The sequence below is a fragment of the Microbacterium sp. NPDC003461 genome (genome assembly GCF_053588335.1).
Genome location: NZ_JBSFPT010000011.1, coordinates 1 through 22631, shown reverse-complemented (window position 1 = coordinate 22631; position 22631 = coordinate 1). Strand labels below are relative to the sequence as shown.

Here is a 22631-nt window from a genome sequence, read left to right as displayed (position 1 = left end):
CGAAGGAAGACCGGGCGCGCCGCACCGGATCGTCCGCGGTTTCCCGCCGCCCGGACGCCACGGCGACCACGGATCTCCTTCGTTGTGCAGCCGGGGAACCGTCGTGAGCGGGTCGGGCGCCGTCGCGGCGGTCGACCTGGGGGCGACGAGCGGGCGCGTGATCGTGGGGCGCTTCGACGGCGGATCCATCGCCATGGAGACCGTCGGGCGGTTCCCGAACGCGCCCGTGCGCACCCCCAGCGGGCTGCACTGGGACCTCATCGCGCTGTACCGCGGCGCGCTCGACGGACTGGGCGCGGCGTTCGCGGCCGAGCCGCAGATCCGCTCGATCGGCGTGGACTCGTGGGCGGTGGACTACGCGCTCATGCGGGGCGACCGCATGCTCGGCACGCCGTTCCACTACCGCGACGAGCGCACGGCCCGCGGCGTGGAGCTCGTGCACGCCGCCGTGCCGTTCGAGGAGCTCTACCGCCGCAACGGCCTGCAGTTCCTGCCGTTCAACACGCTGTACCAGCTGGCGTGCGAGCGCGAGGCGGGCCTGCTCGGGCTCGCCGACGGCCTGCTCCTCGTGCCCGACCTGTTCGCGTGGCTGCTGACGGGCGAGAAGACGGCCGAGCGCACGAACGCCTCGACCACCGGCCTGCTCGACGTGCGCACGCGCGCGTGGGATGCGGAGCTGGCGGAGCGGATCGGCGTGCCGACCGCGATCCTGCCGGAGCTCGTCGATCCGGGCGCGCGCATCGGCTCGCTCCTGCCGCACGTGGCGGCGGAGGTGGGCGGCGACGCGCCCGTCGTCGCCGTCGGATCGCACGACACCGCCTCGGCCGTCGTCGCGGTGCCGATGCGCGCCGACCGCGCCGCCTACATCTCGTGCGGCACGTGGGGCCTCGTGGGTGTGGAGACCGAGCAGCCCGTGCTCACCGACGCGGCGCGCGAGGCGAACTTCACGAACGAGGGCGGCGTGGACGACCGCGTCCGCTTCCTGCACAACGTGATGGGCCTGTGGCTGCTGAGCGAGTCGGTGCGCGCGTGGGAGGCCGAGGACGGCGCCGCCGTCGATCTGCCCGCCCTGCTGAGCGCGGCGGCCGAGTTCGACGCCGAGGTGCCGGTGTTCGACGCGAACGACCCGGTCTTCCTGCCACCCGGCGACATGCCGGCGCGGATCGCGCAGTGGCTCGGCGAGCGCGGCCTGCGCGTGCCGCAGGACCGGCCCGCCTTCGCACGCTCGATCGTCGAGAGCCTCGCGCAGGCCTTCGCCGACGCCGTGCGCAAGGCCTCCGAGCTGTCGGGCGTCGCCGTCGAGACGATCCACATCGTCGGCGGCGGCGCGCTCAACGAACTGCTCTGCCAGCGCACCGCCGACCGCTCCGGCCTCGAGGTGCTCGCCGGCCCCGTCGAGGCCACGGCCCTTGGTAACCTCCTCGTGCAGGCCCGCGCCGCGGCCCTCGTCTCCGGCTCGCTCGAGAGCCTGCGCGAGACCGTCTCCCGCTCCCACCAGCCGCGCCGCCACGCGCCGCGCGCCCGTCCCTGAAGGCAGTGCCCATGGTCACCCGACAGTTCCCCCGCCCGGCCGACGTGTTCGAGCTCATGAAGTTCAAGCGGCCCACGCTCAGCGCGCGCACGCGCCGCCTCGACGCCGCCCTCACGATCGGCGACCTGCGCGCGATCGCCAAGCGGCGCACGCCCGCCGCGGCGTTCGACTACACCGACGGCGCCGCCGAGGGCGAGCTGTCGCTGGCCCGCGCGCGGCAGGCGTTCGAGGACATCGAGTTCCACCCCGACATCCTGCGGCCGGCCGAGAACGTCGACACGAGCACCGAGATCCTGGGCGGCCCGTCGGCCCTGCCCTTCGGCATCGCGCCCACGGGCTTCACGCGCCTGATGCAGACCGAGGGCGAGACGGCCGGGGCGGGCGCCGCCGCGGCCGCGGGCATCCCCTTCACCCTCTCGACGCTCGGCACCACCTCGATCGAGGGCGTGAAGGCCGCCAACCCGCACGGCCGCAACTGGTTCCAGCTGTACGTCATGCGCGACCGCGAGATCTCGTACGGCCTCGCGCGCCGCGCGGCCGAGGCCGGCTTCGACACGCTGCAGTTCACGGTCGACACCCCGGTCGCCGGCGCCCGCCTGCGCGACAAGCGCAACGGCTTCTCGATCCCGCCGCAGCTCACGCTCGGCACGATCGTGAACGCGATCCCCCGCCCGTGGTGGTGGTTCGACTTCCTCACGACACCCAAGCTGGAGTTCGCCTCGCTGTCGTCGACGGGCGGCACCGTGGGCGAGCTGCTGAACGCGGCGATGGATCCGACGATCAGCTATGAGGATCTCGACGTCATCCGCGGCATCTGGCCGGGGAAGATCGTCATCAAGGGCGTGCAGAACGTCGCCGACGCCAAGCGCCTCGTCGACCTGGGCGTGGACGGCATCATCCTCTCCAACCACGGCGGCCGCCAGCTCGACCGCGCCCCCGTGCCGTTCCACCTCCTGCCGCACGTGGTCAAGGAGGTCGGCCGCGACACCACCGTGATGATCGACACCGGCATCATGAACGGCGCCGACATTGTCGCCTCGATCGCCCTCGGCGCGAAGTTCACGCTCATCGGCCGCGCCTACCTCTACGGCCTCATGGCCGGCGGGCGCGCGGGCGTGGATCGCGCGATCGACATCCTGCGCAGCGAGATCGTCCGGACGATGGCGCTGCTGGGTGTCTCGACGCTGGCCGAGCTCGAGCCGCGCCACGTCACGCAGCTGTCGCGCCTGCAGCCCATCCCCAAGCCCTGACCGCAGGCGGCCGCCCCGCTTGCGGTGGTCGCTTCATCTCCGCGCCTTCGGCGCTCCGTTCAGCAACCGATGCGGTGCAACCGGTCGGGCCAAACGACGGGTCCGACCAAGCCACCGCGCAGCCGATCACTGTGCGAGCGAAGCGAGCGTGCGGCCGCCGATGTGGCCGCCCCGCGGCGCGAAGCGCCGCCTCGCCGGCGCGCGAGCGCCGGCGCGGGCACGCGAGCGGCGCCCGCGCAGCGGGTGCCCGAGCGGCGCAGATCCAAAAAAGAAAAGCTACTCCCCGCGGGAGATGCGGACCATGTCCTCGCGGGGCACGACCTTGATGCGGGCGCGGCCGTGCGGCTCGCCCAGCGCGATCTCGTGCTCGTCGAGGCGGTGCCAGCCCTCCAGGTCGGTCCACTGCACGCCGCGCTCGGCCAGCAGGGCCGGGATCGCGTCCTCCGACGGATCCTCCGGCTGCCACCACGAGCCCTGGTCGTTGACGAGGTGCTGGATGGTCTCCATGGCGTCGGACTTCGTGTGCCCGATGAGGCCGACGGGGCCGCGCTTGATCCATCCCGTGGCGTACATGCCGGGCACGCGCTCGTTCGAGTCGGCCGCGAGCACCTGGCCCTCGTGGTTCGGGATCACGCCGTGGCGCTCGTCGAACGGCACGCCCGGCAGCGGCGATCCGAAGTAGCCGACGGCGCGGTAGAGCTGACCCATGGGCACCTCGCGCAGCTCGCCCGTGCCCTCCACGCCGCCCTGGCCGTCGGGGCGGGTGCGCTCGTACACGAGCGCGGCCACGCGGCCCTCGGCGTCGGTCCTGACCTCGACGGGGCGCGCCCAGAAGTGCAGATGCAGGCGGCGCGACGCCGTGCCGCCGGCGTTGTTGGCCGAGGGCCGCTGGCGCCACGACTGCAGCACGCGGTCGATCACCTTGACCTGCTTGTTCGACTCGATCGCGGCGCGCGAGGCGTCGTCGTAGTCGAAGTCCTCGTCGTACACGACCATGTCGACGTCGCGCAGCTCGCCCAGCTCGCGCAGCTCGAGGGGCGTGAACTTCACCTGCGCGGGCCCGCGCCGTCCGAACACGTGCACATCGGTCACGGGCGAGGCCTCGAGGATCTCGTAGACGTTCTGCGGCACCTCGGTGGGCAGCAGGTCCTCGGCGTGCTTGGCCAGCATGCGGCTGATGTCGAGCGCGACGTTGCCGTTGCCGATCACGCCGACGCTCGCGGCGGTGAGGGGCCACGTGCGCGGCACGTCGGGGTGCCCGTCGAACCAGCTCACGAAGTCGGCGGCGCCGAAGGATCCCTCGGCGTCGATGCCCGGGATGTCGAGCTCGGCGTCGCGCACGGCGCCCGTGGCGAAGATCACCGCGTGGTAGTGCCGCTGCAGGTCGTCGAGCACGATGTCCTCGCCGAAGCGCACGTTGCCGAAGATGCGGATGTCGCCGCGATCGAGCACCTCCCGCAGGGCATTGATGACGCCCTTGATGCGCGGGTGATCCGGCGCGACGCCGTAGCGCACGAGCCCGTAGGGCGCCGGCAGGTGCTCGAAGAGGTCGATCGAGACGTCGAACTTCCGCTCCGTCTTGAGCAGGATGTCCGCGGCGTAGATGCCGGCGGGTCCGGCGCCGACGATGGCCAGCCTCAGCTTGGTCATGGTTTCCTCTCCTTGCACGTCCGGCGGGGCGCGCCATCCAGTCTCGCGCGCCGCTCCTGAGCGGACGCCGCGCCGGCGTCAGCTGCTGCGGTCGACGAGCGATTCGGCGAAGCGGGTGAGGGCCTCGCGCACGCCGCCGCGCGGCAGCACGTCGAGCAGCGCGATCGCCTCGCGCGTCCACGACTCGGCCAGCTCGCACGTGCGCGCCGTGGCCTCGTGGTCGCGCAGCTCGGCGATCTCGTCGTCGAGCACCGACGGGTCGATGCCCGCCGCGATCCGCTCCACGCCCGCATCGATGCGGGACTTCAGCGCGGGATCCAGCTCGTCCAGCAGCAGGTACGGCATGGTCGGCACGCCCGCGCGCAGGTCGGTGCCGGGCACCTTGCCCGTCTCGGCGGGATCGGCCGAGAGGTCGATGACGTCGTCCATGAGCTGGAACGAGACGCCCACCTTCTCGCCGAACTGCCGCAGCGGCTCGTGGTAGCGCGCGTCCGCTCCGGAGAACAGGGCGCCGGCCTGCGCGGCCGCCGCGATGAGCGACCCGGTCTTGTCGGCGAGCACCTGGATGTAGAAGGCCACGGGCTCGTCGCCGGGCTGCGCGCCGATCGTCTCGTGCATCTGACCCAGCACGAGGCGCTCGAAGGTCTGCGCCTGCAGCTCCATGGCGCGCTTGCCCAGCTGCGCCATCATGACGCTCGCGCGCGAGAAGAGCAGGTCGCCGGTGAGGATCGCGATGCTGTTGCCCCACACCTCGTGCGCGCTCGCGACGCCGCGGCGGCGGTCCGCGCCGTCCATGACGTCGTCGTGATAGAGCGATCCGAGGTGCGTGAGCTCGAGGGCCTTCGCCGCGGTGATGACCTCGGTCGTCGCGCCCTCGCCGAGCTGCGCCGCCAGGAGCGCGAGCATCGGCCGCACGCGCTTGCCGCCGGCCTCGTAGAGGTAGCGCGACGTGGCGTCGACGAGCGCGTCGGTGGAGTGCAGCTCCTCCGACAGCTCGGTCTCGACGCGCTCGAGCCCCTCCTCGATCCGGCCGACGAGCCGGCGGGCGCCCGGGGTCGCGAAGATGCGGTCGCTCAGTCCGAAGCGACTCGCCATCCGCGAACGCTCCGCCGCGCTGGGGCTCTGGGTCACCCTGCCAGCCTACAAGCCGCGATCAGGCGGACGGAGCGGGCTTGCGCGCCCGGTGCAGGGCCACGATGCCGAACGTGAGATTCCGGTAGGCGACGTCGGTCCAGCCGTCCTCGCGGATCCATCCCGCCAGCGTCCGCTGATCCGGCCACGCGCGGATCGACTCGTTCAGGTAGTCGTACGCCTCGCCGTTCGAGCCGACCAGGCGCGCCACCCGCGGCAGCACGCGGTCGTCGTAGAAGCGATACAGCGCGCGGAAGAGGGGGTTCGGCGGCGTCGAGAACTCGTTGATGACGAGGCGCCCGCCCGGCTTGGTCACGCGCAGCAGCTCGGCGAGCGCCTGCCGCGGCTGGTTCACGTTGCGCAGCCCGTACGACATCGTCACGGCGTCGAAGGAGTCGTCCGCGAACGGCAGGGCCGTGGCATCGGCCTGCACGAACTCGAGGTTGCGCACGTCGCCGAAGCGGCGCTGCCCCTCGGCGAGCATGCCGGGCGAGAAGTCGGCGGCGACCACGTGCGCGCCGCGGCGGGCCAGCGAGGCGGACGAGCGGCACGTGCCGGCGGCGAGATCGAGGATCCGCTCCCCCGGCTGCGGGTCGACCGCGCGGGTCGTGGCCTCGCGCCACAGCCCGTCGAGCCCGAAGGTCATCGCGATGTTCGTGAGGTCGTATCGCGCGGCGACCTGGTCGAACATCCGGCTGACGCGCGTCGGGTCCTTGCCGAGATCGGCGCGATTGGGCTCGGTGCTCACCCGATCGAGTCTAGGCGGGTGCTTCCTGGGGAGCCCGTCCGAGCGCCGCCCGCGGAGCGTGGGAGCCGCCCCGGCGTACGCTTGTGGGGTGTCCGATCCGATCTCGCTGCCGCGACTCGTCGCCACGACCCGCGAGATCGATCCCGTCGACGATCCGCTCCGCTACGCGTCGGCGTCCGATCCGATCGCGTGGCTGCGGCGCGGCGACGGCCTCATCGGCGCCGGCCCCGAGGTGCTGCGGCTCGACGTGGGAGAGGACGGCCGACTCGACGCCCTCGCCGACGTGTGGCGCGCGATCGCGCAGGCCACCGACGTCGACGACGAGGTGCGCCTTCCCGGCACCGGCCTGGTCGGCTTCGGCGCGTTCGCCTTCGACGAGGCCTCGTCGGCGCCGAGCACGCTCGTCGTGCCCTCCACGGTGATCGGGCGCCGCGACGGTCGCGCGTGGATGACGCGGATCGACCGACTCGGCGGATCCGCGCCGGATGCGGAACCGCGCGAGTACGGCGGGCAGTGGTCGGCGACCCTCGGCCCCGGCGCGATGGATCCCGAGGCACACGGCGCCGCCGTGCGGGCCGCGCTCGACGCCATCCGCGCGGGCGAGCTCAGCAAGGTGGTCGTCGCGCGTGACATCTCGGGCACCGTGCCGGCCGGCGCCGACCTGCGCCGCCTCGTGCGCGCCCTCGCCTCCGGGTACCCCGACACGTGGGCCTTCGCCATCGACGGGATCATCGGGGCCAGCCCCGAGACGCTCGTGACGGTCCGCCGCGGCACGGTGACCGCCCGCGTGCTGGCCGGCACGCGGCCGCGCGGCGCCGACGCCGACGAGGACGCGGCCATCACCGCCGAGCTCGCCTCGAGCGACAAGGACAACGCCGAGCACGACTACGCCGTGCAGAGCGTGCTGCGCTCGCTGCGGCCGCACACCTCGGCCCTGGCCGCCGCCGAGCAGCCGTTCATGCTGCGCCTGCCCAACCTGTGGCACCTCGCGACCGACGTCGAGGGCACCCTCTCGAACGGATCGACCGCGCTCGACATGGTGCGCGCCCTGCACCCGACCGCCGCCGTGGCCGGCACCCCGACCGACGCGGCCGTCGCCGCGATCCGTCGCCTCGAGCCGTTCGACCGCGGCCGCTACGCCGGCCCCGTGGGCTGGATCGACGGGGACGGCGACGGCGAATGGGCCATCGCGCTGCGCTGCGCCCAGTTCGGCCCCGTCGAGGGCGCCACCCGCGCCGTCACGGCGCACGCGGGCGGCGGGATCGTCGAGGGCAGCGTGCCGGAGGCCGAGCTGCTCGAGACGCGGGTGAAGTTCCGCCCGATCGTGGATGCGCTGGCTTAGTTCATTTGGATCTGCGCGCGCTCGGGCACCCGCTGCGCGGGTGCCGCTCGCGTGCTCGCGTCGGCGCTCCCGCGCCGACGAGGCGGCGCTTCGCGCCGCGGGGCGGGCGCATGAGCGCCCGCACGCTCGCTTCGCTCGCACAGTGATCGGTTGCGCTTTGGCTTGCTCACCGGTTGAGCCGATCGGTTGCACCCTTCGGTTGCTCGTCGGTTCAACCGATCGGTTGCACCTCACCGGTTGCTGAACGGAGCGTCGAAGCCGCGGAGATGAAGCGACCAGTGCAAGGCGTCGTCAGGGGTCGAGCCGGGCGAAGACGGCGCGGCCGAGGGCGGCCGCGTCGTCGAAGGTGAGGGTGATGTGCGCGCCCACGGGGTTGCCCAGCACGGAGGTCGCGGGGTCGTAGGGGCCGAACGGGCGCATCACGTCGTCGCCGAGGATCGCCTGCACGACCATCGCCAGCTCCGCCGACGGGCCCGACGAGACGTCCCGTGCGAGGAGCCAGCGATCCAGCGCCAGCAGGATCCCCTCGGCCGCGCCGCGCTCCCCGATCGCGTGCACGGCGCGCGCCGCCTGCAGCACCTCCTCGAACCACGCGCGGGCGGCGGCGAGGTACTCCGGGGCGAACGTCGACTCCGTCGTCATGCCGCCACGGTACCCCGGCCGGCGGTCGCCGTCTCGGTCGGATCAGCGTGCCAGCGCGGCGCCCGCCTCGCGCAGCCAGCGCTCCGGCTCGGCGATCGCGGCCTCGCCGGATCCCGCCAGCTCGGTGAGCGAGACCGCGCGGACGAAGGCCGAGACGTCGGCATCGGGCGCGATCCGGCCCGCCACGAGCGCCACGGGCACGCCCGCCTCGCGCGCGAGCTCCGCGACGTGCGCGGGCGCCTTGCCGGCCGCCGACTGCCCGTCGAACGACCCCTCGCCCGTCACCACGAGGTCCGCGCCCGCGATCGCCTCGCGCAGCCGGGTGAGCTCCGCGATCCGCACCGCCCCCGGCACGAGCTCCGCGCCCCAGGCGAGCAGCCCGTAGCCCGCGCCGCCCGCCGCCCCGGCACCCGGCGCGGCGGGATCGGCGTGGCGCGCGGCGGCCACCGGCAGCGAGTCGCCCGCCGTGCGTCCCAGCACGTCGGCGAAGCGCGCGAGCGCGGCCTCGGCCCGCTCGACGTCGTCCACGCCCTTCTGCGGCCCGAACACGGCCGCGGCACCATCGGGCCCGAGCAGGGGGTTGGTCACGTCGCTCAGCACCTGCACGCCCCCCTCGGGCAGCGGCCGCAGGCGCGTCAGGTCGGCCGCCGCCACCTCCTCGAGGCCCGCCACGCCCGGCGCGATCGACGCGCCGAAGTCGTTCGTGAAGCGCGCGCCCAGCGCCGTGAGCAGCCCGGCCCCGCCGTCGGTCGAGGCGCTCGAGCCGATGCCGAGAACGAGGCGCGAGACGCCGTGGTCCAGCGCCGCCGCGATCGCCTGGCCGAAGCCGAGGGTCGAGGCGTCCCAGGGCCGGCGCGCGTCGCCCAGCAGCTCGATGCCCGAGGTCGAGGCCAGCTCCACGACGCCCGTCCCCTGCGGGGCGTCGTCGGTGGGCGGCAGCCACAGCCATGCGGCGTCGATGCCGAAGCCCAGCGGACCCGTCACGCGCACGGGCGTGCGGCGCGAGCCGGGCACCACGGTCGCGAACGCGTCGAGCGTGCCCTCGCCGCCGTCCGCCATCGGCCGCGCCACCGTCTCGGCGTCCGGCCAGCCGGCGGCGAGCGCGCGGGCGACGTCTGCCGCCGCGAGGGATCCCTTGAAGCTGTCGGGGGCGAGCACCACGCGTGGGGAATCGGTCATTCCCTCATTCTCTCGTGCGCGCGAGGGACGCCCCGCACCGGCGGATCCGGCCGCGATCAGGCCCGGAACGTCGCGCGCAGCCGCGCCTTCTCCGCGGCGACGTCGAAGGTCGCGGCGGGCCAGCGCGGGTCGATGTCCTCGAGGGTCTCGAGCAGCAGCTCCTGCACCGCCAGGCGCGCGTACCACTTGCGATCGGCGGGCACGACGTACCAGGGCGCCTCGTCGGTCGACGTGCGCGCGATCGCGGTCTCGTAGGCCTCCTGGTAGCGCGGCCAGAGCACGCGCTCGTCGACGTCGCCGGGGCTGTACTTCCAGTGCTTGTCGCGGCGCTCGAGGCGCTTCATGAGCCGCTCGCCCTGCTCCTCGTACGACAGGTGCAGCATCACCTTGACCACGCGCGTGCCGGTTGCCGCGAGTCGCCGCTCGAAGTCGACGATGGCGCCGTAGCGCCGCTCGATCTCCGCCGGCGGCGCGAGCTCACGCACCCGGCCGATGAGCACGTCCTCGTAGTGCGAGCGGTCGAAGACGCCGATCATGCCCGGCGCCGGCACGCGCCGCTCCACGCGCCACAGGAAGTCGTGCGCGCGCTCCTGCGCGGTGGGCGCCTTGAACGCCGCCAGCTCGATGCCCTGCGGATCCACGCCGCCCATCACGTGGCGCACGATGCCGCCCTTGCCCGCGGAGTCCATCGCCTGCAGCACGAGCAGCACCGCGTCGCGCGAGGTGCCGCCGCGGCTGGCGGCGTACAGCCGCTCCTGGTACTCGCTCAGCTGCTCCAGGCCCGCCGCGAGATCCGCGATCCCGTCGACCTTGTCGCCCTCGTACCCCGGCGTCGAGCGCGGATCGACCGCCGCGAGCGAGAACCCTCCTCCCGCCCGCAGCGCCTCGCGCGCGTCCGTCGTCCACTTCGCCTGGCTCTTCGCGACCATGGGGGCCATCCTGCCGGATCGGCGGGGACGGATCGAGGGCGGGACGGATGGGCGGGCGGATCGGGACGGGCGGATCGGATCGGGCGGCGGACCGGATCGCGGCGGCCGCCGGTCAGCGCTCCAGCGGCACCTCGATGAGGCGCGGCGCCGTCAGGGGCGCGAGCAGCGCCTGATCGAGCGCGGCGCGCGTGGTGACGCGCGTGTGCTCCCAGCCGTACGCGGCGGCGAGCGCGGCGAGGTCGGCGTCGTGCGGCGTGTACTGCACGCGCGTCATCGCCTCGGCGCCGGCTGCGCGGGCCACCTCGAGGCCGTCGAAGATCGTGCCGCCGCCGTCGTTGCCGACGATCACCTGGAGGCGCGGGCTCTCCTCGCCCGGGGCCCGCAGCAGCGCGCCGGCGTCGTGCAGCAGCGCGAGGTCGCCCAGCAGCACGCGGGTCACGCCCGTCGCGCCCGCGTCCTGCGCCGCCAGCGCGACGCCGATGCCCGTCGCGACCGTGCCGTCGATCCCCGCCAGCCCGCGGTTCGCGTGCACGCGGATCCGCTTGCCTGGCAGGATCTCGTCGGCCACGCGCACGAGGCGCGACGATCCGAACACGAGCCGGTCGTGCGGCCACGTCGCGGCCCACACGGCGTCGACGAGCAGCGCGCGGTCGAGGGGCCGGCGCACGGCGCGCAGCTCGGCGTCGACGGCGCTCAGGCGCTCGCGCGGATCGGTGGAGCGCAGCCCCTCCAGATCCGGCGCCTCGGCGGAGAGGTCGACGCGGTGGTCGCGCGCGTGCCGCATCCACGCGCCGAGCCACGCGCGGTCGGTCTCGCCGGGCCCGACCTCGAGCCGCCCCGCCTCGACCGTGCGCCCGTTGAGGTCGAGCGCCTCGCCGCCCGAGCGCGCGGCGATCACCTCCACGTCCTCGCGGCTCAGCAGCGCCGCCGTCTCGCGCGCGAGCGTGGGGTGGCCGAGCACCGCCACGCGCTCGATCGCGCTGCCGAGCGCCGCATTGCGCAGCGCCTCGCGATAGCCGTGCACGAGGTGGCGGCCGAAGCGCGCGCCGCTGACGACCTCCGCGATGAGCGGCCAGCCGCCCCGGTGCGCGAGCTCCTCGGCCTCCGGCCCCGCGTCGGCGCCGGCCACCACCACGGTGCGGGGGCCGCGCGGCAGCGTGAGGGTGTCGTGGATCACGCGGGGCCGGCCCGGCAGCGGCGCCTCCTCGGCGCCCACCGCGGGATCCGTCACCCGGTCCGCGCGCGACGATCCGGGATCCGTGAACCAGGCAGGCAGCTCCCCCGCGAGGGGCTCGCGGAACGGCAGATTCAGGTGCGCCGGCCCCGGGATGTGGCGCCCGGGTCGCGGCGCGCGGCGCGGCGGGTGCGCGGCCGAGGAAGGGTACTCGACGCGCCCCGCGGCGGCGTCGAGAGCGGCGTGCGCGATCCGGCGGAACCTCGCCTCCTCGCCGGCATCGCCCCGCGGCACGGGCACGTCCGTCGACAGCCCCACCGCCGACCCGAAGATGCCCGGCTGCGTCGTCGTCTGGTTCGCGCCGATGCCGCGCAGCTCGGGCGGGCGGTCGGCCGTGAGCAGCAGCAGCGGCACGCCCGAGTGGTGCGCCTCGAGCGCGGCGGGCAGCAGGTTGGCCACGGCGGTGCCCGAGGTGCAGATCACGGCGGCGGGCATGCCGGTCTCGCGCGCGATGCCGAGCGCGAGGAAGCCGGCGACGCGCTCGTCGATGCGCACGTGCAGGCGGATGCGCCCCTGCCGCTCCAGCTCGGCGGCGGCCAGCGCGAGGGCCTGCGAGCGCGAGCCGGGGCTGACGACCACGTGCCGCAGCCCGCGCCGGACGAGCTCGTCCAGCAGGGCGCAGGCCGCGTCGGTCGCGGCGGAGCGCGACGCGTCGCCGCTCATGCCGCCGCGCCGCTCATCCGATGGCGCCGCGGCTGCCGCCGACGCCGTCGTCGCCCGGGGTGTCGTCGGGCCCCGCCTGCTTCGGCTCGTCGCCCGCGCCGTCCTCGGCATCGTCCTCGTCGTCGAGCTTGGCGAGCTCCTCCTCGAGGCGGCGGATGCGCTCGTCCTGGTCGGCGGCGGATCCGAGGCTGCCGAGGAAGGCCGGGTCGTCATCCGGGGCGACGGGTCCGCGGGCGCGGCGCGCGTCGAGACCGCGGCCGCGGCCGATGAGGAACCACAGCAGTCCGCCGATCACGGGCACGCACGTGATGACGATCCACCAGCCCTTCGACACGCCGCGGTGCCGGGTCGCCGGCTGCACGGCGCAGTCGATCACGCTGAAGACGGTGAAGACGACCGCCGCGACCACGAGGATGACGATGAGGCGGGCCATTCATCCAGCCTAATCGGCCCGCACCGGGGGAATGCCGGGAAGCGGACACTCAGCGAGCCGCACGTAGGCTGGCGCCGTGAGATTCGTCCTCTACGCCGTGCTGCGCCTGGCCTTCTTCCTCGTGCCGTTTGGCCTGATGATGCTGCTGCCGGTGTTCCAGGACCTGTGGTGGCTGGCGGCGATCTTCGCGGCGATCATCGGGCTGAGCCTGTCGATCCTGCTGCTGCGGAAGCCGCTCGCCGATGTCTCGACGGGCATCTACGAGGCCCGCGCCGCCAAGGGCGCCCCGAGCGCGCGCGCCGAGGAGGACGCCCTCGAGGACGCCGCGAACGAGGCCGCGATCCGCGACCAGCGCGAGGACTGATCCGCGAGACAGCATCTGCGCGCCGAGACAGTGGCGTGCGCACGCCGTCTCGGCGCAGGGATGCTGTCTCGCGGGTTCCGGGCGGTCAGCCGACGAGCGCCCAGCAGAGGAAGACCGCGTAGACGAGCGTGCCGAACGACGTCAGGCCCAGCGCCGTGACGAGCTCGCGCGGCGTGCGGTAGGTCCAGACGATGAGGATCGCGGGGCCCAGCATGAGCACGACGAAGAACGTCAGCCACGCGATCGGGTAGAACAGCGCGAGCCACGCCGCGATGCCGAGCGCGGGCAGCACGAGCACCGTGTACAGGATCTGCGTGGCGCGGCGGCCGATCAGCACCGTGAGGGTGCGCTTGCCGGCGGCGCGGTCCTGATCGATGTCGCGCAGGTTGTTGGCCAGCAGCACGGCGCACGCGAGGAACCCGACGGCGACGGCGCCCGCCCACGCCTCCTGCGGCAGGCGCAGCGCCTGCACCCACGTGGTGCCGAGCGTCGCGACGAGCCCGAAGAACACGAAGACGAACACCTCGCCGAGCGCGTTGTAGCCGTAGGGGCGCTTGCCGCCCGTGTAGAACCACGCCGCGACGATGCAGGCGGCACCGACGGCGATCAGCCACCACTGCTGCGTGCGGATGACGATCGCCAGGCCCGCGAGCGCGGCGATCGCGAAGAAGACGAGCGCCACGGTGAGCACCGTGCGCGGTTTCACCCGGCGGCTCGCGGTGAGCCGGGTGGGACCGACCCGGTGGTCGTCGGTGCCGCGCACGCCGTCGCTGTAGTCGTTGGCGAAGTTCACGCCGATCTGCAGGGCCACCGCCACGACGAGGCACGCGAGCGCGATGACCCAGTGGAAGAGGTGCTCGGGATCGGCGAGGATCGCCGCGCCCGTGCCGACGACGACGGGCGCGATGCCGAGCGGCAGCGTGCGCAGCCGGGCCGCGCCGATCCAGTCGCCGAGCGTGACGGGCTTGGGCGGCGGCGCGACGACGCTCCCCCGCTTCGCCGGGTTGCCGCTGACACCTCTCGCGCTCTTGCTCTTCGCCACGAGGGGAGATTCTACGGCGCGCGAGCCGCGCTCCCTTGCACGAGACGACGCGCGCGTGACGGTGTCAGCCCTGCGACGCGCGCGCCACGGCCCGGGTGATCGCGCGGCGATCGGGCTTGCCGCTGTCCAGCCGCGGGATCTCGCGGAGGGCGACGATCCGGTCCGGGCGGGCGGGCGCGCCGAGCTCGCGCTCCGCGGCCGCGCGCGCCTGCGCGAGCAGCTCCGGCGCGCCGTCCCCCTCGAGCACGAGCACGGGCGTCTCGCCCCAGCGCTCGTGCGGGCCGCCGACCACGACGGCGCCCTCCAGGCCCGGCACCGCGTGGACGACGCGCTCGACGCGGTCGAGCGAGACGTTCACGCCGCCCGAGACGATGACGTTGTCGATCCGGCCGGTCACCCGGACGACGCCGTCCTCGACGGATCCCGCGTCGCCCGTGCGGTACCAGCGCGTGCCGTCGCCGTCCGACGCGAACGCCGCGGCGGTCCGCTCGGGATCGCCGGCATACCCGTCGGCGAGGGTCGGTCCCGCGATCCGCAGCTCGCCGTCGACCACCGCGACGCGCACGCCGTCGAGAGGCACGCCGTCGTAGACGCATCCGCCGCTCGTCTCGGTCGAGCCGTACGTGCGCACGATCCGCGCCCCGCGCTCCGCAGCGCGCTCGCGCAGCGCCGGCGGCAGGGCCTGGCCGCCCACGAGGATCGTCTCGAACGAGCGCAGCGCCCGCAGCACATCCGGATCGTCCGCGGCGTCGACGAGGGTCTGCAGCTGCGCGGGCACGAGCGAGGTGTAGGTCGGCACCGCCGCGCCGCGCTCCGTCGAGTGCATGCCGGAGGCGGCATGGGCGAACGCGCGCGCCGAGAAGCGGCCCGCCAGGATCGCCGGGTCGCGCCCGGCGACGAGCGCGCGCACCATCACCTGCACGCCGGCGATGTAGCCGCCGCTGAGCGGCAGCAGCCAGTGGCCCTCGCCGATGCGCGCGGCGGTGGCGAGGGCGGACGAGGTGAGCGCGGACCGCGACAGCGCGACGGACTTCGGCACCCCGGTCGATCCGGACGTCGTGAGGACCACCGCCGTTCCGGCGGGCACCTCCTGCGGCAGCCCGGCGGCCGGTCCGAGCGCGATCGCGGGCCCGGCGCCCAGCACGGCACCGCGCAGCGCCCGCAGCACATCGCGCGGGTCGTCGGTGTCCAGCCGTTCGAGCTTCATGCCGCGTCCGGCATCAGTAGTGGTAGGGGAAGGCCGACCAGTCGGGGTCGCGCTTCTCGAGGAAGGCGTCGCGGCCCTCGACGGCCTCGTCGGTGCCGTAGGCGAGGCGCGTCGTCTCGCCGGCGAACAGCTGCAGCCCGACCATCCCGTCGTCGGCGGCGTTGAAGGCGTACTTCAGCATGCGGATCGCGGTGGGCGACTTGCCGAGGATCGTGCGCGCCATGGCGATCGCCTCGCGCTCGAGCTCGGCGTGCGGGACGACGCGGTTGACGGCGCCCATCTCGTAGGCGCGCTGCGCCGAGTACTCCTCGGCCAGGAAGAACACCTCGCGGGCGAGCTTCTGGCCGATCTGCTTCGCGTAGTACGCCGATCCGTACCCGGCGTCGAACGATCCGACGTCCGCGTCGGTCTGCTTGAACCGGCCGTGCTCGGCCGAGGCGATCGTGAGGTCGCACACGGCGTGCAGCGAGTGCCCGCCCCCGGCGGCCCAGCCCGGCACGACGCAGATGACGACCTTGGGCATGAACCGGATGAGCCGCTGCACCTCGAGGATGTGCAGGCGACCGGCGCGGGCCGGATCGGTCACGGCCGTGTCGTCGTCGGAGTACTTGTAGCCGTCGCGCCCGCGGATGCGCTGGTCGCCGCCCGAGCAGAACGCCCAGCCGCCGTCCTTCGGGCTGGGGCCGTTGCCCGTGAGCAGCACGACGCCGATCCGCGGGTCGGTGCGGGCGGTCTCGAGCGCCCGGTACAGCTCGTCGACGGTGCCCGGCCGGAACGCGTTGCGCACCTCGGGCCGGTCGAACGCGATGCGGGCGATCCGGCCGTCCTTCGACACGTGCGCCGTGATGTCGCGGTAGGCGTCGGCACCGGGGGCCGCGTCCCACGCGTCCGGATCGAACAGCTCGGAGACGAAGGTGTCGGTCACGGTCCCAGCCTACGCCGGGGCGCCCTCGCGCCCCCCCGGGTCAGCGAGCGGGCAGCTCCGCGTCGACCACGTCGTCGCCGAACTCGAGCTCGAGCGACACGGGGAACTCCGTCACGGCGGGCGGCAGCGTGAGCGCGTGCGTCGTCGGCGAGAAGTCGGCCGTGCAGATCGCGTCCGCCGGCGGCATCTCGAAGTCGATACGCGCCGACGCGTCGCCGGTCGCCTCGATCGCCGTGGCCTCCGGGTAGCAGCTGCCCGATCCGATCGTGATGACGCCGAACTGCTCGTCATCGATCCAGCCCACCAGCGGGCCCGCGCTCTGCCCGTCGGGCATCGGCCCGGTCCAGCCGCTCGGCACGTCGCGCGGCAGCACCTCGCCGACCTCGCCCGTGCGGTCGGCGCCCGCGCCGGCGCCCTCGCCCTGCGGCGTCGCGCACCCCGCGAGGGCGAGCACTCCGACAACGAGGGCCGCGGCCGCGAGCGCGCGCATCAGTTCTTGCCGTCCCGCCAGTCGAGCCAGCGCTGCACGCGGTCGACGTCGATGTCGTCGCCCGCGATGCCGAGCGTGAACAGGCGCGCGCCGGCGGTGTACAGCGCGTCGGCGTGCGCCTCGTCGCGGTGCCCGAGCTCGCTGGAGACGACGATGCGCGAGACGTCGCGTCCCTCCTTCTCGCCCCAGCTCTGCAGCACGTCGAGCTTGTGCGGCAGCTCCTCGGGGCCCACGAAGCTGTGCCAGATGTCGGCGTGACGCGCCACGAGCCGCAGGGTCTTCTGCTCGCCCTTGCCGCCGATCAGCACGGGGATCCTGCGGGTCGGCGCGGGGTTCAGCTTGGCCCACCGCGCCTCGATGCGCGGCAGCGCGGCGGCGAGGTCGTCGAGGCGCGAGCCGACCGTGCCGAACTCGTAGCCGTACTCGTCGTAGTCGCGCTGGAACCAGCCCGATCCCGTGCCGAAGATGAACCGGCCCACGCCGTCCTTCGCCGAGATGTGATCGATCGTGCGGGCCATGTCGGCCTGCAGGTCGGGGTTGCGGTACGAGTTGCAGTTCACGAGGGCGCCGAACTCCACCCGCTCCGTGAGCTCGGCCCAGGCGGCCAGCTCGGTCCACGACTCGAAGTGCGTGCCGTCCGGGTCGCCGGAGAGCGGGAAGAAGTGATCCCAGTTGAAGAGGATGTCCACGCCCATGTCCTCGAAGCGGCGCACGGCGTCGCGGATCGTCGCGTACGAGGGCTGGTGCTGGGGCGCGAGCTGCACGCCGAGGCGCACGGGGGTGTCGAGAAGAGGCATGGGATCAGGGTAGGGCCACCGCGCAGGGACGGAGAACGGCGCCCCCGGAGGACGGATCGGATGATCCCGTCCTCCGGAGGCGCCGGAGTCCTCCGCTGGGCCGGCCGGGTCAGCGCAGCGAGCGGGTGCGGCGGAACGAGTCCCACGCCGACCAGAGGCCGAGCACCGCGATCCCGACGCCGAGGGCTGTCTGGATCACCTGCACCGTGCCCGGCTCGGCGGAGCGGAACACGAGCGCGAACCATTCGGGGTTCAGCAGCCGGCCGGTCACCGCGAGCACCACGGCCGCGGCCGTCACACCGAGCGCGAGGACCGCGGCGGCGATGCCCATCCAGGTCGCCCACTCCCCCCGGCGGTAGGCCAGGAGCGTGAGCACCGCGGTCGCGAGGGTCGCCGCCAGCACGATGCCGAAGCCCCACGGCCACAGCGCAGGGTCGAGGAACGGCAGCGGCTCGCCGCCGGTCTCGCGCAGGATGACGAAGCCGATGAGCTGGTCCCAGGCGATGACGACCGCGAACACCGCGACGGCGACGAACGCGAGCACCACCTCGCTGAACTTGGTGCGCCGCTCCGACGTGAGCGGCAGGCGGTCGGGCGTCCACGCGCCGAGGCTGCGCCCCGGCTCGCCGAACCGCTCGACGAGCGCGAACGCCAGCGTGACCCAGAAGCACACGTGCAGGCCGGCGGTGAGAGCGGTCACGATCGCCCCCGCGATCAGGTCGCCCACGTCCTCCCCGCGCAGCAGCGGCCCGATCGTCCCCGCGAAGGCGGCGACCGGCATGACCGTCCACAGCAGCAGCACGAGCAGGCGCTTCCAGTCGGAGTAGTACCGCGGTCCGATGAGCTGCAGCGATCGGCCGGCGTAGCCCGCGGCGAGCGTGGCGGGATCGCCGAGCTCGACGAGCACCTCGCGCTCGGCGTCGGCCGGCGCCTGCCCCGCCTCGATGCGGTCGTCGATCTGGTCCTGGATCGACGCCCGCAGCTCGGCCGCGTAGTCGTCGCGCTGGTCGGGGGGCAGCGACCGCGTCGCGGCCTCGACGTAGCGGTTGGTGTAGTCGTCCTTGGTGATGGCGTCCATCCCCATCCCTCCCTCGGTCAGTCTCTCGGTCAGTCGGCGAGCGTGTCGAAGGCCTGTGCCAGCTCACGCCAGTCGGTCGTCAGTGCGTCGGCGAGGCGGTCGCCCGCCTCGGAGGTGCGGTAGAACTTGCGCGGCCGGGCCTCGTCGGTGTTCCACTCGCTCGTGAGGTAGCCCTGCTTCTCCAGGCGGCGCAGCAGCGGGTACAGCGTGTTCGCGTCGGTGTCGAAGCCGCGCGCGGCGAGGTCCTCGAGCAGGCCGTACCCGTAACCGGGCTCGCGCAGCAGGCGCAGGCAGGCCAGCACGACGGTGCCGCGCCGCAGCTCCTGTCGATGTGTCTCGAATCCCTCATCCATGTCCGCAACATTACTGTGCGTCACACACTATTGCAACACCCACGCATGATGTACTCGCGCCGGGGATCCCCTCTCCGCGGCCAGACCCCCGCCCCGCTGCACAACGAAGGAAGATGACGGCCCGGCCGGCGCGACACGCCGGTACGCGCGGACGGGCGCCGCCGGTCTTCCTTCGTTGTGCATGGCGAGGGGCAGGATGGGGGCATGGATCTGCCGGAGCTGGACGAGGTGCTCGCGCACACGCGGGTGGTGGCGCTGCCGATGGCCACGCGCTTCCGGAGCGTGGATCACCGGGAGGCCGCGCTGCTCGAGGGGCCGGAGGGATGGGCCGAGTTCTCGCCGTTCCTGGAGTACGACGACGCCGAGGCCGCCGCCTGGCTCGCGGCCGCGCTGGACTTCGCCTGGCTCCCCCAGCCCGCACCGCGGCGCGACGCGATCCCGGTCAACGCCACCGTGCCGGCCATCGCCGCCGAGCGGGTGCCCGAGATCCTGGCCCGCTTCGACGGCTGCCGCACCGCCAAGGTCAAGGTCGCCGAGCGCGGCCAGACCCTCGCCGACGACATCGCGCGCGTGCGCGCCGTCCGCGCGGCGATGGGACCGGAGGGGCGGGTGCGCGTCGACGCGAACGGCGGCTGGAACGTGGACGAGGCCGAGCACGCCGCGCACGCCCTGGCGGAGTTCGACCTGGAGTACATCGAGCAGCCGTGCGCCACGGTCGAGGAGCTCGCGGAGATCCGTCAGCGGCTGCGTGACTGGGACATTCCGATCGCGGCCGACGAATCGGTGCGCAAGGCGGACGATCCGCTCGCCGTGGCCCGCGCCGGCGCCGCCGACATCCTCGTCGTCAAGGCCCAGCCGCTCGGCGGCGTGCGCCGCGCGCTCGAGATCGTCGCGGCCGCCGGGCTGCCGGCGGTCGTCTCTTCGGCGCTCGACTCGAGCGTCGGCCTCGCCCAGGGCGCCGCCCTCGCCGCGGCGCTGCCCGAGCTGGAGTTCGACTGCGGCCTCGGCACCGCCGCGCTGCTGGCCGCCGACGTCGCCGAGCCGCGCCTGGCGGCGGATGAGGGCGCGATCCCGGTGACGCGCGTCGTGCCCGACCCCGGCCTGCTCGCGGCGCACGCCGCGGCGCCGGACCGCGAGGCCTGGTGGCGCGAGCGCGTCGCGCGCTGCCACGCGCTCCTCACTGGCGGATAGGTCGATCCGCAGGAGTTGCTGAGGTCGCTTCAGCTCGGTCCCTGAGCCTGCCGAAGGGTCAGCAACCGAGGGGTGCACCCGAATCGGTTGCTGAACGGAGCGCCGCAGGCGCGGAGATGAAGCGACCACCGCAACCCCGCGGGCTCGCCCGATCCCGATCGTCACCCGGGCTTCACCGGGTGTTCGCCCGCCGCTTCACGGGGCGTCTCCCGCGCTGGGGAGCCTGGGCCCATGCGGTTCACGCGGCGCGGGATCCTGCTGGCGGCGGGCGTGGGCGGCCTGGCCGGGCTCACCGGCATGGCCGTCGGCGCGGCGAGCGCCACCCCCGCGGGCGCCCCGCGTCCGCAGCCGCTCACCGCGGGCCCCGCCCTGTCGACGCGCGGCACGACCGTCGAGTCGGTGAGCGCTCCCGAGCACGCCGATCCGCACCGCTACGCCCGGCTCGTCGCGGCCGGCGGATGGTCGACGGTCGTGCGCGAGGAGCTGGCCGCGGGCAGCCCGGATCGCGACGACCGCCGCGAAGGCGTCGTGTCGTTCGTGCAGGTGACCGATCTGCACCTCATCGACGCCGAGTCCCCCGCGCGGATCGAGGACATCCACGACCTCATCCCCTCGATGCACCGCCCGCAGGAGGCGCTGGGTCTGGCGGGATCGGCCGCGCTGGTGCGCCGCATCAACGCGCTGCGGCGCGGACCCTACACGGGCGGCGAGCTCGCGTTCGTCGTGACGACGGGCGACAACACCGACAACCACGAGCTCGCCGAGCTCGAGTGGTTCCTCACGGCGCTCTCGGGCGGCACGGCCGCGCAGCGCACGGGCGATCCGGATCGATACGAGGGCGTGCAGGACGGCGGCGACCCGTTCTACTGGCACCCCGACCGCGCGCTGGATCGCTCGGCGTGGACCGCGAAGGGCTTCCCCGAGATCCCCGGTCTGCTCACCGCCGCCGGCGCGCCCCTGACCTCGCCCGGCCTCAGCCTGCCCTGGTACTGCACGTTCGGCAACCACGACGACTCCGTGCAGGGATCGCTGGCCGACGCCCCCGCCATGGCCGAGTACTACACGGCGGCGACGAAGGTGACCGGCAGGGATCGGGCGGCACGGCAGCGGATCGCCGACTCGTTCCGCGATCCCCGCGGCGTGACGGCGCGCGAGCTGTTCGGCACCGGCACGCTGCGCGAGATCACCCCCGACGAGCGGCGCCGCCCGTTCACGCCCGCGGAGTTCGTGGCGGCCCACTTCGATCCGCGCTACGAGGGCGCCGGCCCGATCGGGCACGGATTCACGGATGCGAACCGCGACGGCCGCGACCTCTTCTACACGTTCCCGATCGCCGAGGGCGTCACGGGCATCTCGCTCGACACGACGACGATGGGCGGCCGGGGCCGCGGCTCGCTCGGCGCGCACCAGTTCGCCTGGCTCGAGCGCACGCTGCGCGCCGGATCGTCCCGGTACTGGACGCCGCTGGGCGGCGAGGAGCGCCAGGCCACGAGCGATGAGCTGTTCGTCGTGTTCAGCCACCACCCCTCGCACGCCATGGACAACCCGACGCCCGACCCGCGCCGCCCGGACGAGCCGCGCCTGCTCGGGCCGCAGGTGCTCGACCTGCTGCACCGCTACCCCAACGTCATCGCCTGGATCAACGGGCACAGCCACCGCAACGCGATCACGCCGCACCCGGGCCCGTCGCCCGAGCGCGGGTTCTGGGAGATCAACACGGCCTCCCACGTCGACGCGCCGCAGCTGGCCCGGGTGATCGAGCTCGCCGACAACCGCGACGGCACGCTGTCGCTGTTCACGACGCTCATCGAGTCGGATGCGCCGGCCCGCGTGGAGTACGACGACTTCACCCCCGCGGGGCTCGCCTCGATCTACCGCGAGCTGGCGTTCAACGACCTCAACGCCCGCGCCACCGCGATCGGCGAGCCGCACGACCGCAACGCCGAACTCCTCCTGGTGGATCCGCGCGGCTGAGGTTCAGCAGCCGATGGGCGCAACCGAACGGTGAACCCCCCGGTTGCTGAACGTAGTGAGCGCCAGCGAACGAAGATGAAGCGACCTCAGCAAGTCCATCGCGCTTGCGCTGGTCGCTTCATCTCCGCGCCTCCGGCGCTCCGTTCAGCAACCGATAGGTGCAACCGATCGCCCCCTCCACAGCAGCCGAGGAGTGCAACTGACCGGCGAAACTCCCCGGTTGCTGAACGTAGTGAGCGCCAGCGAACGAAGATGAAGCGACCCCAGCAAGTCCATGGCGCTTGCGCTGGTCGCTTCATCTCCGCGCCTCCGGCGCTCCGTTCAGCAACCGATGAGTGCAACCGATCGGGCGTCCCTCCCCAGCAACCGATCGCTGTGCGAGCAAAGCGAGCGCCGTCGCACTCGTCTACGGTCCCGCGAGCGCGCGTGAGCGTACTGCACGTAGAACACCGGGTTGTCGTTCGTGCGCTTGCGCAGC

The 22631-nt window shown here is 73.8% G+C and carries 21 protein-coding genes; 6 read left to right on the top strand and 15 right to left on the bottom strand.

The features are described 5' to 3' along the window. Positions 1-103: 103 nt before the first annotated feature. Positions 104-1531 (top strand): rhamnulokinase, encoded by a 1428-nt coding sequence (locus ACWDR7_RS06350; protein ID WP_449854086.1) that lies wholly within the window; start codon positions 104-106, stop codon positions 1529-1531. 11 nt (positions 1532-1542) lie between these two features. Further along, positions 1543-2781, top strand: coding sequence for an alpha-hydroxy acid oxidase (locus ACWDR7_RS06345; RefSeq protein ID WP_449854085.1), 1239 nt, complete (start codon positions 1543-1545; stop codon positions 2779-2781). Positions 2782-3057: 276 nt separating this feature from the next. Here ACWDR7_RS06345 and ACWDR7_RS06340 read toward each other — a convergent pair whose 3' ends face one another. From ACWDR7_RS06340 to ACWDR7_RS06330, 3 genes are all read right to left on the bottom strand, one after another. Then, the gene (locus ACWDR7_RS06340) at positions 3058-4431 is read right to left on the bottom strand and encodes an FAD-dependent oxidoreductase (protein ID WP_449854084.1); all 1374 of its coding nucleotides are present in this window, start codon (positions 4429-4431) and stop codon (positions 3058-3060) included. Positions 4432-4509: 78 nt separating this feature from the next. Beyond that, positions 4510-5562: a polyprenyl synthetase family protein gene (locus ACWDR7_RS06335; RefSeq protein ID WP_449854083.1), complete on the bottom strand. Its 1053-nt coding sequence runs from the start codon at positions 5560-5562 to the stop codon at positions 4510-4512. Positions 5563-5584: 22 nt separating this feature from the next. Continuing rightward, positions 5585-6310: a demethylmenaquinone methyltransferase gene (locus tag ACWDR7_RS06330; RefSeq protein ID WP_449854082.1), complete on the bottom strand. Its 726-nt coding sequence runs from the start codon at positions 6308-6310 to the stop codon at positions 5585-5587. An 88-nt stretch (positions 6311-6398) separates the two neighbouring features. Here ACWDR7_RS06330 and ACWDR7_RS06325 point away from each other — a divergent pair, with 88 nt between their 5' ends. Beyond that, positions 6399-7652: an isochorismate synthase gene (locus ACWDR7_RS06325; RefSeq protein ID WP_449854081.1), complete on the top strand. Its 1254-nt coding sequence runs from the start codon at positions 6399-6401 to the stop codon at positions 7650-7652. 291 nt (positions 7653-7943) lie between these two features. Here ACWDR7_RS06325 and ACWDR7_RS06320 read toward each other — a convergent pair whose 3' ends face one another. The 5 genes from ACWDR7_RS06320 to ACWDR7_RS06300 all read right to left on the bottom strand — a co-directional run bounded on the left by ACWDR7_RS06320 (position 7944) and on the right by ACWDR7_RS06300 (position 12732). After that, the gene (locus ACWDR7_RS06320) at positions 7944-8294 is read right to left on the bottom strand and encodes a hypothetical protein (RefSeq protein ID WP_449854080.1); all 351 of its coding nucleotides are present in this window, start codon (positions 8292-8294) and stop codon (positions 7944-7946) included. Between the two features lie 42 nt (positions 8295-8336). Further along, positions 8337-9473, bottom strand: a complete 1137-nt coding sequence (locus tag ACWDR7_RS06315; protein WP_449854079.1) for a glycerate kinase — start codon at positions 9471-9473, stop codon at positions 8337-8339. A 56-nt stretch (positions 9474-9529) separates the two neighbouring features. Then, on the bottom strand, positions 9530-10402 hold the full coding sequence (locus ACWDR7_RS06310; RefSeq protein ID WP_449854078.1) for a polyphosphate kinase 2 family protein: 873 nt from the start codon (positions 10400-10402) through the stop codon (positions 9530-9532). A gap of 112 nt (positions 10403-10514) precedes the next feature. After that, the gene (gene menD / locus ACWDR7_RS06305) at positions 10515-12299 is read right to left on the bottom strand and encodes a 2-succinyl-5-enolpyruvyl-6-hydroxy-3-cyclohexene-1-carboxylic-acid synthase (protein WP_449854077.1); all 1785 of its coding nucleotides are present in this window, start codon (positions 12297-12299) and stop codon (positions 10515-10517) included. Between the two features lie 13 nt (positions 12300-12312). Further along, positions 12313-12732, bottom strand: a complete 420-nt coding sequence (locus ACWDR7_RS06300; RefSeq protein ID WP_449854076.1) for a PLD nuclease N-terminal domain-containing protein — start codon at positions 12730-12732, stop codon at positions 12313-12315. Positions 12733-12808: 76 nt separating this feature from the next. Here ACWDR7_RS06300 and ACWDR7_RS06295 point away from each other — a divergent pair, with 76 nt between their 5' ends. After that, positions 12809-13096, top strand: coding sequence for a DUF4229 domain-containing protein (locus ACWDR7_RS06295; RefSeq protein WP_449854075.1), 288 nt, complete (start codon positions 12809-12811; stop codon positions 13094-13096). 85 nt (positions 13097-13181) lie between these two features. Here the strand turns inward: ACWDR7_RS06295 and ACWDR7_RS06290 are convergent, their stop codons facing one another. The 7 genes from ACWDR7_RS06290 to ACWDR7_RS06260 all read right to left on the bottom strand — a co-directional run bounded on the left by ACWDR7_RS06290 (position 13182) and on the right by ACWDR7_RS06260 (position 18988). After that, positions 13182-14138, bottom strand: coding sequence for a 1,4-dihydroxy-2-naphthoate polyprenyltransferase (locus tag ACWDR7_RS06290; protein ID WP_449854074.1), 957 nt, complete (start codon positions 14136-14138; stop codon positions 13182-13184). A 64-nt stretch (positions 14139-14202) separates the two neighbouring features. Then, positions 14203-15345 (bottom strand): AMP-binding protein, encoded by a 1143-nt coding sequence (locus ACWDR7_RS06285; RefSeq protein WP_449854073.1) that lies wholly within the window; start codon positions 15343-15345, stop codon positions 14203-14205. Positions 15346-15358: 13 nt separating this feature from the next. After that, entirely contained in the window at positions 15359-16270 is a 912-nt protein-coding gene (locus ACWDR7_RS06280) for a 1,4-dihydroxy-2-naphthoyl-CoA synthase (RefSeq protein ID WP_449854072.1), read from the bottom strand. 40 nt (positions 16271-16310) lie between these two features. Continuing rightward, positions 16311-16760, bottom strand: coding sequence for a hypothetical protein (locus ACWDR7_RS06275; protein WP_449854071.1), 450 nt, complete (start codon positions 16758-16760; stop codon positions 16311-16313). Next, a complete protein-coding gene (locus ACWDR7_RS06270) occupies positions 16760-17557 on the bottom strand; it encodes an LLM class F420-dependent oxidoreductase (RefSeq protein ID WP_449854070.1) in 798 nt (265 codons plus the stop codon). The genes ACWDR7_RS06275 and ACWDR7_RS06270 overlap by 1 nt, the downstream gene beginning before the upstream one ends. Positions 17558-17666: 109 nt before the next feature. Continuing rightward, positions 17667-18635: a permease prefix domain 1-containing protein gene (locus ACWDR7_RS06265; protein WP_449854069.1), complete on the bottom strand. Its 969-nt coding sequence runs from the start codon at positions 18633-18635 to the stop codon at positions 17667-17669. Positions 18636-18664: 29 nt separating this feature from the next. Then, positions 18665-18988: a PadR family transcriptional regulator gene (locus ACWDR7_RS06260; RefSeq protein WP_449854068.1), complete on the bottom strand. Its 324-nt coding sequence runs from the start codon at positions 18986-18988 to the stop codon at positions 18665-18667. 204 nt (positions 18989-19192) lie between these two features. Between ACWDR7_RS06260 and ACWDR7_RS06255 the strand changes: the two genes are divergently transcribed. After that, entirely contained in the window at positions 19193-20179 is a 987-nt protein-coding gene (locus ACWDR7_RS06255; protein ID WP_449854067.1) for an o-succinylbenzoate synthase, read from the top strand. A 231-nt stretch (positions 20180-20410) separates the two neighbouring features. Next, positions 20411-22153, top strand: a complete 1743-nt coding sequence (locus tag ACWDR7_RS06250; protein ID WP_449854066.1) for a TIGR03767 family metallophosphoesterase — start codon at positions 20411-20413, stop codon at positions 22151-22153. Positions 22154-22631: the final 478 nt, after the last annotated feature.